General features: G+C 61.1%; 9 protein-coding genes and 1 pseudogene. 4 read left to right on the top strand and 6 right to left on the bottom strand.

The annotated features are described in order from the left end of the window. The first annotated feature begins 269 nt into the window (after positions 1-269). The 4 genes from serB (at position 270) to AB5164_RS08645 (ending at position 3,278) form a co-directional block, all read left to right on the top strand. Complete coding sequence (gene serB / locus AB5164_RS08660) at positions 270-905, top strand: phosphoserine phosphatase SerB (protein WP_368142402.1); 636 nt, start codon at positions 270-272, stop codon at positions 903-905. Positions 906-1,019: 114 nt separating this feature from the next. Beyond that, a complete protein-coding gene (gene larB, locus AB5164_RS08655; protein WP_368142403.1) occupies positions 1,020-1,802 on the top strand; it encodes a nickel pincer cofactor biosynthesis protein LarB in 783 nt (260 codons plus the stop codon). A gap of 10 nt (positions 1,803-1,812) precedes the next feature. After that, on the top strand, positions 1,813-2,736 hold the full coding sequence (gene larC, locus AB5164_RS08650; RefSeq protein WP_368142404.1) for a nickel pincer cofactor biosynthesis protein LarC: 924 nt from the start codon (positions 1,813-1,815) through the stop codon (positions 2,734-2,736). 2 nt (positions 2,737-2,738) lie between these two features. Further along, the gene (locus tag AB5164_RS08645; RefSeq protein ID WP_368142405.1) at positions 2,739-3,278 is read left to right on the top strand and encodes a TetR/AcrR family transcriptional regulator; all 540 of its coding nucleotides are present in this window, start codon (positions 2,739-2,741) and stop codon (positions 3,276-3,278) included. Positions 3,279-3,579: 301 nt separating this feature from the next. Here AB5164_RS08645 and larD read toward each other — a convergent pair whose 3' ends face one another. The 6 genes and pseudogenes from larD to AB5164_RS08615 form a co-directional block, all read right to left on the bottom strand. Then, positions 3,580-4,311: a D/L-lactic acid transporter LarD gene (gene larD / locus AB5164_RS08640; protein WP_368142406.1), complete on the bottom strand. Its 732-nt coding sequence runs from the start codon at positions 4,309-4,311 to the stop codon at positions 3,580-3,582. Between the two features lie 49 nt (positions 4,312-4,360). Beyond that, positions 4,361-5,638, bottom strand: a complete 1,278-nt coding sequence (gene larA / locus AB5164_RS08635) for a nickel-dependent lactate racemase (protein WP_368142407.1) — start codon at positions 5,636-5,638, stop codon at positions 4,361-4,363. A gap of 419 nt (positions 5,639-6,057) precedes the next feature. After that, on the bottom strand, positions 6,058-8,871 hold the full coding sequence (locus AB5164_RS08630; RefSeq protein ID WP_438265626.1) for a phosphoenolpyruvate carboxylase: 2,814 nt from the start codon (positions 8,869-8,871) through the stop codon (positions 6,058-6,060). 257 nt (positions 8,872-9,128) lie between these two features. Further along, complete coding sequence (gene hisS, locus AB5164_RS08625; protein ID WP_368142408.1) at positions 9,129-10,442, bottom strand: histidine--tRNA ligase; 1,314 nt, start codon at positions 10,440-10,442, stop codon at positions 9,129-9,131. Positions 10,443-10,746: 304 nt separating this feature from the next. Next, positions 10,747-12,051, bottom strand: coding sequence for an MFS transporter (locus tag AB5164_RS08620; RefSeq protein WP_368142409.1), 1,305 nt, complete (start codon positions 12,049-12,051; stop codon positions 10,747-10,749). 122 nt (positions 12,052-12,173) lie between these two features. Continuing rightward, positions 12,174-12,449: pseudogene (locus AB5164_RS08615) on the bottom strand (amidohydrolase); the annotation flags it as partial.

Genomic DNA, 12,449 nt, shown 5'->3' with positions numbered 1-12,449 from the left:
GGGTCTGGCTCATACCAGTGATCCTCCTTTATGGATCTGTGCCGCCCCGTGTCGTTCCGGGCGGCGTCGTACAGATTTGCCCAGCCTGCGTAAACCGCGCAGCCAGACATGGCGTTCTATCTTATCGCACCCGCGTCGATGTGCCGCGAAAAAGTAGCTCTTGCCCAAAGACTTGACGGAGACGAAACAATTGACGCGGCCTGGCCGTCGCCAAGGCGCGCCGCGTGCGACAATGTGCCCCAATACAACTGCACTCGGAAAGGCCCGCCATGACTGCACGCCTCATCGTTATGGATATCGACTCCACGCTCATCAACCAGGAAGTCATCGACCTGTTGGGCGAGGAGGCCGGCGTGGGCGAGCAGGTGGCACAGATCACCGAACGCGCCATGCGCGGCGAGCTTGACTTTAAGCAGGCGCTCGAGGAGCGCGTGGGGCTGCTCGCCGACCTGGACGAGAGCGTATTCGAGCGCACCTTTGAGCGCGTGACATTTACCCCCGGCGCGCTGGAGCTTGTGCGCTCGGCACACAGCAAGGGCTGGAAGGTTGGCGTGGTAAGCGGCGGCTTTCACGAGGTCGCCGACAAGATCGTGGCCGCCGCGGGCATCGACTTTTGCCTCGCTAACCGCCTGGAGGTCGTGGACGGCAAGCTCACCGGCAAGCTGGCGGCAAACATTGTGACCAAGGAATCCAAGCTCATCCAGCTGCTGGATTGGGCAGTTGAGTGCGGTGTCGACATGGCCCACACCGTCGCGATCGGCGATGGCGCCAACGACATCCCCATGATTCAGGCCGCGGGTACGGGCATCGCGTTTTGCGCCAAGCCCAAGACGCGCGAAGCCGCCCCGTTTGCCATCGACGAGCGCAACCTGATGCTCGCCATGGACATCATCCTGCGCGACTAGCAAGTTCGCCCAACAATTGAATCAGTCTGTCCTATAGTTTCCGAACAATTTTGTCTTAGTGTTCGGAAAAATACCTTTTGAGTGCTAGACTTTGCGCCGTCGAAGGGAACATATATGGATAAGCGAGATCTTGAGCAGCTGCTGAGCGATGTTGCCGGCGGATCAGTCGCCCCTGCCGACGCGCTTACGCGCATCCAGACGGCGCCAACCGCCGATCTGGGTTTTGCGCAGCTCGATCTTTCGCGCGGGGTGCGCCAGGGAGCCGGCGAGGTTGTCTACGGCGCCGGTAAAACCGCCGAGCAGATTGCCGCCATTATCGAAGCGCTGCACGATGCCGGCCAGGAGCGCATCCTGGTCACGCGCCTGGACGCCGAAAAGGCAGACCGCACCTCGGAGCTCCTCGACAACGGCATCGACCTGGGATATGTCCCGGACGCACAGCTCGCCCTCGTGGGAGGCAAGCCCTCCCCTACCGGCAACGGACGCATCGTCGTCGCCTGCGCCGGCACGAGCGACCTGCCCGTCGCCGAGGAAGCCGCATTGACGGCCGAGTTCTATGGCAACGAGGTCGACCGCCTCTACGACGTGGGTGTCGCCGGCCTGCACCGTCTGCTCGCGCATGCCGAGGAGCTTGCCCAGGCACAGGTGGTCATCGCCATCGCCGGCATGGAAGGCGCGCTGGCGAGCGTTATCGGCGGCCTGGTGAGCTGTCCGGTCATTGCCGTTCCCACCAGCGTGGGCTACGGCGCGAGCTTTGGTGGCGTAGCCGCACTACTCGCCATGCTCAACTCCTGCGCCAGCGGCGTTTCGGTCGTCAATATCGACAACGGCTTTGGTGCCGCATACCAGGCAAGTCTTATCAATCATCTGAGCGCCGGCACACCCCGCGCCCGTTAAGGAGCATTCCATGTCTAACCATCAGCACACGCTTATCATCGATGGCACCTCGGGCATCAGCGGCGATATGACCGTCGCGGCCCTGCTCGACCTGGGCGCCAGCGAGGAGCACCTGCGCGAACAGCTCGCCACGCTGCCGGTCGACGGCTTTTCGATCGCCGTGACGCGCGTAAACAAGCATGGCATCGACGCCTGCGATTTCGACATCCAGCTTGCAGAGGGGCTCGAGAACCACGATCACGATATGACCTGGCTCTACGGCAACGAAGCAGCTGCCGAGCACACGCACGAGCATGAGCACCACCATCATGACCATGATGAGCACGAACACGAGCACTGCCACGAGCATGACCATGACCATGAGGCCCACGGTCATGGCCACGAGGGCCATCATCACGCCCACCACCATCACCACCGTTCTTTGGCGGACGTCACAGCCATCATCGACGGCTCGCAGCTAAGCGATGGCGCCAAGCGTCGCGCCCTCGCCATTTTTTCCGTACTCGCTGCTGCCGAGGCCAAGGCTCACGGCAAAACGCCCGACACCGTCCTGTTTCACGAGGTGGGCGCCGTCGACTCCATCGTCGACGTCTGCTCTGTCGCCATCTGCCTCGACGACCTGGGTATTGAGGACATCGTGGTCGAGTCGCTCTCCGAGGGCCACGGCACCATTCGCTGCGCCCACGGCCTCATGCCTATTCCCGTCCCCGCTGTCGTCAACCTGTGCCAGGCGGGCGATATCGCCCTCACGCCTGCACCGGTCGCCGGCGAGCTCGTGACGCCCACGGGCGCCGCCATCGTCACCGCGCTGCGTACGTCCGACCAACTGCCTTCACGCTACCGCATCGAAGCCGTCGGCTACGGCGCCGGCAAGCGCCCCTACGAGGGTTGCTCCGGTACGCTCCGCTGCCTGCTCGTTCACGCAGACGCATAGCCATGGATGCCCGCAAGGCCAAAAGCCGCGCTGCGATCGTCGCGGCGTTCTCCGAGCTGCTGCGCGAAGAGGACTACGGCAAGATCACCGTCGGTGACATCATCGCTCGCGCCCATGTGGGTCGGGCCACGTTCTACGGCCTCTTCAAGAGCAAAGATGACCTACTCGCTGAGCTCGTGTGCGATATCTGCACCCATGCCCTCGACGATGACGGTACGCCCCTCGATGATCCGCTCGTGCAGGTCGAGCATATCCTCAACAACCTCTGGGAGCGCCGCCAGGGCGTTCGAGCCCTCGTAGCCGGCGCCGGCTCACGCGTCTTCGCCGACTGCCTACGTAAGACCATCATGTCCCGAGCAGCCGAAACCGTCCCCAACGACCCAAACGGCCCCGCCGCCACCATGGATCGCAGCTTCCTACTACACCACATAGCCTCAAGCTTCGTAGGAATGGTCCAATGGTGGGCCTGGCACAACTTCCAAGCAGACAAAGCCGACGTAGCCAAAGACTACCTCTCAGCCATAAAGCCCCTCTTCGGCTAGACAGAACCCTCATCCCAATGCCCCGCCCAACCAAAAGCACAACCCATCCCAAAGTGCCAACATCAGCCCAACGCCCCTATCAGCAATAAGCCCCTCCCATCCAAATTCAGATGTATATGTTGGGTTGCTTGTTCCAACGCGACTGAGATCCCGCAGCTGGCCGCATGGGGTAACTCCCCAGCGCATTCCGCAGGACGAAAGAGCCCCCGCCGCACGAAGTGCGCAGCGGGGGCTCTTTCATGTCCGAGGACGCGCTGGGGAGTTACCCCATGCGGCCAGCGGACAACTATGTAGCCTCAGACTAGAACATGCCCAAGAAACAATGCACAAACAGCGCGGCCACAATGGCACCGATAAACGGAGCGATGCCAGGAACAAGCAGGCCGTACTTCCAGTTGTTGTCGGCCTTGTTCTTAATCGGCAGAACCTGATAGGCCATGCGAGGACCAAGGTCACGAGCCTGGTTCATGGCGAAGCCGGTGATGCCGCCCATACCCATGCCAACAGCCCAAACGATCAGGCCGACGCAGATGGCGAGCATCAGAACGTTCTCGCCGGCGCGGTTAGCGGCAGCAAGGATGGCGCTGATGAACACGAAGGTGCAAATAGCCTCGCAGAAGAAGTTGCGGGCATAGTTCGTGCCCTCGGTGGTGGGGTTGGTCGAGAAGATGTTGCGCTGGGCAATGGGGTCGACGACGCCCTCGGAAGCCTTGAACTCATCGGCATACATAAGCCAAGCGATTACGGCGCCCACAAAGCCGCCGAACATATCGGCAATCATGAAGGGGATGCAGCTGCTCCACGGCACCAGGCCGACGATGCACTGGGCAAGCACCATAGCCGGGTTCATGCACACGGCGCCACCAAAGACAAACAGGCAGACCGAGATGCCAAAAGACCAGGTGGTGATGGCAAACATATGGCCGGAGCCCTGATACTTGGTGCCCTTGAGCACGGTATCGCAGTGCACGCCCACGCCAAAGATGATCATGAGGGCCGTTGCGCCGAATTCGCAGAGGAGTTTGGTAAGCATAAAACCTTATCTTTCTTGTCGGTTATAAACGATTCGTTTGGGCCACGCACTAGTGCTGCGCGACGACAACGCCCAGGCCATCGGGAATGACGGCCACCTTGGCATCGGCACCCTTCATCTCAAAGGCGAGCTTGAGCGCCTCCTCGAGGGTGTTGACCGGCGTCATGTGCATATCCTTGATCATCTGGTGATCGCACAGGTCGGTGACCATGATCACAGGGTGATGTGCCAGGATGCGGGCAAAGATCTGGCTCGTCCACTGGTCGGGCAGGGTCTCGTCCTTAGGACGGTCGATGCAGGCGCGCTCAAACTCTGCCGGATCATTGTCGGCGATGTTGTGATAGAAGCCCTCGCCACCATGACCGTCGGCACAGCCGGCGACGTCGATGATCACACCGCCCTCGGGAAGCGTAGCCTCGGCAGAGCACATGCCCTTCACGGCCTGGTAGATGTTCTGGTCGAGCGGGTAGCCGCCGTTGGTGGTGATGGCAATCTCGCACTCAACGGGCTCAACGCCGGCAAGGCTCTTCACGAACTCACAGCCGGCCTCGTGCGCCTTGTGAATGTCGCCGGCAAAGGAGCCGATGACCTCGTGCTTGCCGTTGAGCACCACGTTAAGCACAAAGGCAAGGTGAGCCATCTCGGCAGCGGCAAACATGTCCTCGCTCACGTGGTTGTGGCACAGGTTGCCGGCACGCGAATGGGAATCGTTCACAAACTGACCGTTGTGGTTGTACATGATGGTCTTGTAGCTGGCGATGCCAGGCAGGACGGACTTGCGGCTACCAGAGAAACCGGCAAAGAAGTGCGGCTCAATGAAGCCCTCGGCAAGCAGCAGATCGCAATCGGCGGCAATCTTGTTGATAATGCACTCGCCGCCAGAGGGCAGGGTGCCGATCTTTTTCATCATGCTGTCGTCAGTCGCGACGTGCATAACGATTTCCTCGTTAGCAACGATCTCCTCGCCGTACTTGTTGACGAGCTCCTCGTGCGTCGACGGACGATGCATACCCGTAGCAACCAAAATACGCACACGAGCCTCGGGCGCAGCGGAATGGATGTGATGCAGCAGAATAGGCATCGTCACACGCGAGGGAACGGGGCGCGTATGGTCGGAGCTAATGATGACAATATCCTTCTTGCCAGCACAAAGCTCCTCGAGCGAAGGCGAGCCATAAGGGTTGGCAAGCGACTCCTCTACCAGATCTTCCTGCGATTTCGTGGTCTTAAACTCGTTTTGGTGACCTTCCATCACACCGGCGAAGTTTTTATCCTCGAGCTCCAGATGCAACGTCTTGCGGTCAAACGGCAGTTCACATTCAAACAACGACGAGCGCCCTCTTTCTTTCAACTGACACACTAGTTAAACCGTTGAGAGAATACGCCGCTCACCGAAAAAAGCTACCGTTCGCCCACTCGTTAACAGAACGTTCATATTTGACCCACAACAAAACGGCCGCGATCCCGCTTGGGACCGCGGCCGCTACAGTCGTAAGGCGAGAAGCGCCAAATGCGCCACCGGGATAGACCCCATCCAAAACGCGCGAAGCGCACCAATATTCCCCCAGCCAGTAATCCGCCGAAGACCGGACATCGCAGGGCCCGCCATCAGTTTTCTTTTAGGCACACTCCGCAGGACGCAAGAAGCCCTCGCCGCACGAAGTGCGCAGCGAGGACTTCTTGCATGTCCGAGGACGTGCCTAAAAGAAAACTGATGGCGGGCCCGGACGACTACAGGGCTATCGATTACCCCGTGTTCTGCAAACCTGCCGAGACGCCGGTCACAGTCGAAAGAATCAGGCTCATGTACTCGGCCTTCTTCTCCTCGGCCATCTCGTCCTGGTTCATACGCACCTCGCGAAGGGCGCGGACCTGGGCGATGGACAGGGCGTCGACGTAGGGGTTACGTACACGGACGGCGCAGCCGAGCACGCGACGGCGCTGCAGCGGCCACTCGTCACCGACGATGGCAAGGACCCACTTACGCGTGAGCTGCATCTCGGTAAAGACCTTCTCGGACAGATCCTGGCGGTCGCCCAGGTGCAGATACATCTTGGCGATGCGCTGGTCGGTCTTGGCGATCGACATCTCGATGTTGTCGATAAAGGTGCGGAAGAACGGCCACTCCTGGTAGGCGGCCTTGAGCTGGTCAAGATCGCCCAACTGCTCGCAGGCGGTGCCCAGGCCGTACCAAGCGGCCAGGTTAATGCGCGCCTGGCTCCAGCTGAAGATCCACGGGATGGTACGCAGGTCGTCGAGCGACTTGGCACCCAAGCCGCGCTTGGCGGGACGCGAGCCGATCGGCAGCAGACCGACCTCGGTCAGCGGCGTCACGGTCGAGAACCACGGTGTAAAGTCCTCGGTGTTCAGCAGGTCCAGATAGCGCTCGTGGCTTGCGGCGTTGAGCTTCTCGGCCATATCCCAGAACTTCTGCGTGGTCTCGGTGTTGGTCTTCTCGACACTCGGGGCCGACTGCAAAAGCGTTGCGGCGGCAACGGACTCAACATGGCGCTGAGCCAGCGTGCGGTTGCCGTAACGGGCAAAGATGACCTCGCCCTGCTCGGTGAGCTTAAAGAAGCAGTTGACTGAACCCTTGGGCTGCGCCAGCACGGCCTTGTTGGCCGGGCCACCGCCACGGCCCACGGCACCGCCGCGACCGTGCATGAGCACCAGGTCGATATCGTTCTTCTCTGCCCACTTGGCGATGCGCTCCTGCGCAGAATGCAGCGCGAGCATAGCCGTGGTAGGACCGGCGTCCTTGGAGGAGTCGGAATAGCCCAGCATAACCTCCATGCGGCGGTTGGTCTGAGCAAGGCGCTTCTGCACCACGGGCAGCGTGAGCATCTGGTCGAGCACGTCGACGCAGCCCTCGAGGTCCTCGAGCTGCTCGAACAGCGGAATCACGTCGAGCTCGGGGACATCCTCCTCGTGTGCAAAGGACAGGTGAGCCAGCTCAAAGACGTCGGCCACATGCTGGGCGCTCTTAGTGAACGAGATGATGTAGCGGTGCGCCATCTTCTTGCCGTAGCGCTTTTGGATGGAGCCGATAGCACGGAAGGTATCGATGACCTCGCGCGTCATGGGCTGCAGGTCGCCATGGATACCGTTCTCGTGGATATCCTTGAGAGCGCGGGCGTGCACCACGGAGTGCTGACGGAACTCCATCTCGACCATATGGAAGCCGAAGGACTCGACCTGCCAGATGATGGTCTGAACCGGGCCGTAGGCAGCACGGACGGCACCGCAGGCGGCCAGCGAGCGCTGGACGACGCGCAGGTCCTCCAGGAACTCATCGGCGCTGTGGTACATGGTGTCGGTGATACGGCGCACGGTGGCGTTCAGACGGTCGGCCATGACGAGCATGACGGCGCGATGCGGCTCGTGCTCGGAAATCAGCTCGGCGCGGGCCGTGTACCGAGGGCTCATCTCGACCTGATGGTTCCACAGGTTAATGAGCTCGGCCGACGGCTTGCTGTAGGTAGCCTCGAGCGTGAGGTTGCGGCCGATGTGGCGGCACTTGTCCTCGAGCTTGAGCACCATGTGCGTAAAGTACTTGGCGGCGACCTCACGGCTCACCTTGGCGGTGACGTTGGGGTTACCGTCGCGGTCGGAACCGATCCAGCTGCCGGGATGGAAGAACGCCGGGCACAGCGGCGGCACAGTACCGGCCTTGTCGCCCAGCACCCAATCGTCAAAACGACGATAGATAACGGGGATAACGTCGAACAGCGTGTTATCGAAGATGTCGATGATGGTATCGGCTTCCTCGACCGGCGTGGGCTTCTTGAGCGCGATGGGGCTCGTACGCACCAGGGCGTCGATCTCCTGCAGCATATGGCGCTCGTTCTCCACCAGGTCGGAGCCGCCCAGACGCGGACGCTCCTCCAGCAGGTTGGAGATACGGCGGATCTTGCCCTCGACGGCCTTACGACGGGCCTCGGTGGGATGTGCGGTAAAGACAGGGTGGAACTCGAGCTTGTCGAGCAGCTCGTTGGCACCCTCGACACCCAGCTCATTCACCAGCTGGTGATAGGCAACAGTAAGCTCGTTGGCAGGATCGACCTCGGTATCGGTCGACGCACCGGCCTCGCGCTCGCGCAGCTGCGCCACACGGTAGTTCTCCTCCGACAGGTTTGCCAGATGGAAAAAGCTCGTAAAGGCGCGGACAATGACCTGCTGCTTATCGAGCGGCAGGCTGTCGATCAAATCGACGACCTCACGAAATGCCACGGCAGTGGGCTCGTCGGCGGTGGGCACGCCCTGCTCGTCGACGGCTTCGTCGGCAGCGCAGGTACCGGGGTTGCCGGCATTGACCACAATCTCGGCTGTCAAAATCTTGTCGAACAGGTCCGCGATCTCGGGATCATACTCGCTAAGCACACGGCGCTCCAGGCGCAAGAACAGCGCCAGATTGTCGCGCAGCTCCTCGGGGATCTCGATCTCGGCGAGACGCTCCCTGGACTCGGCATTCGAGCCGATTCGGTTAACGAGGCGGTTGACCACGGCAGCGACGCGCGCCGCGGCTTCGGGTACAGACTGGTTGCTTAGGTTCTCAGCCACGTTTCCTCCCATTCCTCCTTCTATGCACGTAACATGCGGTATCCATTATAGGCGCTTGAGAAATACTTTCGACACTGATTGCGCTTTACCACACAAAAGTATTTTCTGCATTGCAAAGGTTTTTGCCCTAAATGGTCGTATTTCTCGGTGGGCGGCATACGTAAACGGGGGCATTCCGCATAAAAGCGAAACACCCCCGTAACAATCGCTCTCCATGAGCAGGGCACGTTAGCAGGCCCGCAGCTCAAAAAGATGCGCTACAGGCGCTCGCGAACCGCCTCGACCACGTTGGCCAGATCGACCAGTACCTCGTCATGGCTCTCCATGTCGCGCACCTTGACCTTGCCAGCGGCAAGCTCGTCGCCGCCCAGGACCAAAATGAGCTTAGCGCCCACCTTGTCGGCCTGCTTAAACTGGGCCTTGAGCGAACGGCCCTGATAGTCGGCCTCGGTCACGATACCTGCGGCGCGAAGCTCCTGCGTGATGGCAAAGACGTTCTGGCGCAGCTCCTTGCCGGCGTTGGCGACATAGACGCACGGGGCCTCATCGGCACCCAAATCGTTGCCAAAGGCCTGCAGGGCCAGCAGGGCGCGCTCAAAACCAACGGCAAAGCCGACGCCCGCCGTGGGCTTGCCACCCTCGAGCTCGACCAGGCCGTCATAGCGGCCGCCGCCACCGATGGAGCCGACGCCGGCGCCAGGGGCCTCGACCTCAAAGACAGTACGGGTGTAGTAGTCCAGGCCGCGCACCAAGGTGGGATCCTCGACATACTCGATACCGGCGGCATCCAGATAGCGCTTGACCTGCTCGTAGTGCTCGCGGCACTCGTCGCACAGGTTGTCACCCATCAGCGGAGCCTCGGCCATGATCTCGCGGCAGTGGTCGTTCTTGCAGTCGAAGGCGCGCAGCGGGTTAAGCTCGGCGCGCTCGCGGCACTCGTCGCACATCTCGTCGGCGTGATCGAGAATGAACTGCTTAACCTGCTCGCGATAAGCCGGACGGCACTGGGCGTCACCCATCGAGTTGATGAGCAGACGAAGCTTGGAAAGATCGAAGCCCAGGCGCTTGTAGAACTCCATGAGCATGATGATGCACTCGGCGTCTGCCGCCGGATCGGGAGCGCCGAGCCACTCGATGCCCACCTGGTGGAACTGGCGCAGGCGGCCCTTCTGGGGACGCTCGCCGCGGAACATGGCCTCGGCGTAGTACGCCTTAAACGGCGTGGAGCCCTGGGGCACCAGATTGTTCTCGACGACAGCGCGCACCACGCCGGCCGTGCCCTCGGGGCGAAGCGCCAGGCGCTGCTTGGGCTTGAGTTTGGTGTCGGTGCCCTCGGTAAAGACGCGCTCCAGGTTGGCACCGCTGAACACGCGGAACATTTCCTTGCGCACGACGTCGGTCGACTGGCCGATACCGTGGACAAACACGTCCACCTGCTCGATCGCGGGTGTCTCGATGGGTTTAAAACCAAACGGCTCGAACACGCCGGCCGCAATCTGCTGCATCTTTTGCCAGGCGCGCATCTCGGCGCCGATAAGGTCGCGGGTTCCCTCCGCCTTCTGTGCCTGCATGGGCAAACACCTTTCTTTTGTATCGCGTCATAGGTAGTGGTCATTATACGGCACAAAAACAAAACGCGGTGGCGCGTCTGACCGAACGAGGGTATGGGGGCTCATTCGGCCAGACGCGCCACCGCTGTTTGTGATCCGCTTTCCTCCGTCCCCTTCGAATCACGTGATCTGTTGGGGACGGAGGAAAACGGATCATTTCGTAGGCCCGTGGCCGCCTTGGAAACCGAATGATGGTACGAGCATCCATTCGGCTTCCAGGGCAGCCACGGACAGAACGGGGCGAACAGAAAAGAGCGACGGACGTCTACTCCCCCGCCACGCTCGCGCGCAGCTTGGCGGCGATGGGCTCGGATGCCAGCAGGAACACGAGCATGACCACGGAGCACGCCAGGCACACAATCCAGGCGCTCGCAAAGGAGCCCGTGGCATCGAACAGCACGCCCGAGACAATAGCGCCCACGGTGCCGCCGACCATCTCGAGCGAGGTGATGGTGCCCGTGACCTTGCCGAGGTCGGCCATGCCAAACTGCTTGGACGCGGCAATGGTAGGCGTGATAGTGCCCATGCACGTTCCGACACCAAAGCTCACGGCAGCCACGATGGGACCAAGATCGGTCGCGGGGAAGCACAGGGCGACGCAGGCGATAATGCACGCAATGGAGCCAAGGATATTGCCAAAGCGCAGACCAAAGCGGTCATAGATCGCACCGAGCGAAATCTTGGCGATAACGACGGTGACCATGTAGGCCGAAAGCACGGTACCTGCCCACATGGGATCGTGGCCGCCCGTGACGATCTTGGCGCCGTTGACGGTAACACTCGTCATGTTGGTGACCTGGTTGGGCAAGATGGCGCCGTTAACGAGACCCATAAAGAGGAAGGCGACGACGAGCAGCCAAAACGCCGGGCTCTTCTTGATACGAGACCAGCCGACGCTAACCTCGGGCGCCGTGTGCTCGTCCTTATCGCCAGCCGTCGAGACGGACGGATCGCCCGGGTTCTCGCCGAGCGGCTTAAGCCCGATCTCGGAAGGCTTGGTGCGGAAGGAGTAAGCCGTGATGGGCAGTGCCGCCACCATGCAGACGGCGGCGAGTACCAGGAACGCAGAGCGCCAGCCCACACTCACGATAAGAGAGCTCACGATCGGCGAGAGAATGGCTCCGCCAAAGCCCGAGCCCGAAAGTGCGATGGAAATGGCAAGGCCGCGTTTAGCGGTAAACCAGTTGGCGGTCACAAGGCTAATGAGCAGACGGGTCGAGGCCACAGCGAAGCAGCCCGAAACGGCAAAGAGCACGTAGACCTGCCACAGCTCACCGACAAAGCTCATGCCGGCAAGCACCGCCGAGGTAGCGATAACGGTAAGCGAGCCCAATACGCGGCCACTCACCTTATCGGCAACATGACCGATAACGAGCGAACCCACGACACTCACCACGGTGGAGATGGCATTGGAGACGTTGTACTGCGCAAGGGAAATACCCAGGTTGCTGACGATCAGCGGCTGGAACAGGCTCATGCAGTTGACGAAAATCGTGTAACACGTGGCCATGATCACGAAGCCGGAGGCCACCACGAGCCAGCCGGGGAAGAACTTACGCTGCTGGGGCATACTGCTCCTTTTAGACAAACGAATAGCCTGCGCCGGGCGCCGGTAGTGCCCAAGATTGCCTTGAAAGACAAGGGCATAGGCCTTACGGCCATGCCCGCAGGCTTGAAAGGCAAGGTTGGGTGCTACCGGTGGTCGGCGATATAGCCCAAAGCGACGGCGGTATAGGCCGCGGCACCGAGCGGCAGCTCGGCATCGTTAAAACGTGCCTTGGGATGGTGCTGGGCAAAGTGTTCGTCCGTGTCGGTTACGGCCGCGCCCACGGTAAAGTACGCACTTGGGATCTTGCTCGAGATAAGCGCGAAGTCCTCACTCGCCATGGCATGGAAAAGCGGCAAGAAAGCCGTCTTGGGCAGCACTGCGCCCACGTAGCCAAGCGACGCCTGAGTCATATCGCTGTC

Origin of the sequence: Collinsella aerofaciens (genome assembly GCF_040915425.1) — a bacterium.
GTDB classification, from domain to species: Bacteria; Actinomycetota; Coriobacteriia; order Coriobacteriales; family Coriobacteriaceae; genus Collinsella; species Collinsella aerofaciens_BW.
The sequence above is the reverse complement of the archived record's forward strand: the minus strand, read 5'-3'. Positions and strand labels throughout refer to the sequence as shown.

Excerpts from the sequence above, each read along its gene's own strand:
- serB (WP_368142402.1), top strand. The coding sequence starts at position 270 with ATGACTGCACGCCTCATCGTTATGGATATCGACTCCACGCTCATCAAC.
- larB (WP_368142403.1), top strand. The coding sequence starts at position 1,020 with ATGGATAAGCGAGATCTTGAGCAGCTGCTGAGCGATGTTGCCGGCGGA.
- larC (WP_368142404.1), top strand. The coding sequence starts at position 1,813 with ATGTCTAACCATCAGCACACGCTTATCATCGATGGCACCTCGGGCATC.
- AB5164_RS08645 (WP_368142405.1), top strand. The coding sequence starts at position 2,739 with ATGGATGCCCGCAAGGCCAAAAGCCGCGCTGCGATCGTCGCGGCGTTC.
- larD (WP_368142406.1), bottom strand. The coding sequence starts at position 4,311 with ATGCTTACCAAACTCCTCTGCGAATTCGGCGCAACGGCCCTCATGATC.
- hisS (WP_368142408.1), bottom strand. The coding sequence starts at position 10,442 with ATGCAGGCACAGAAGGCGGAGGGAACCCGCGACCTTATCGGCGCCGAG.
- AB5164_RS08620 (WP_368142409.1), bottom strand. The coding sequence starts at position 12,051 with ATGCCCCAGCAGCGTAAGTTCTTCCCCGGCTGGCTCGTGGTGGCCTCC.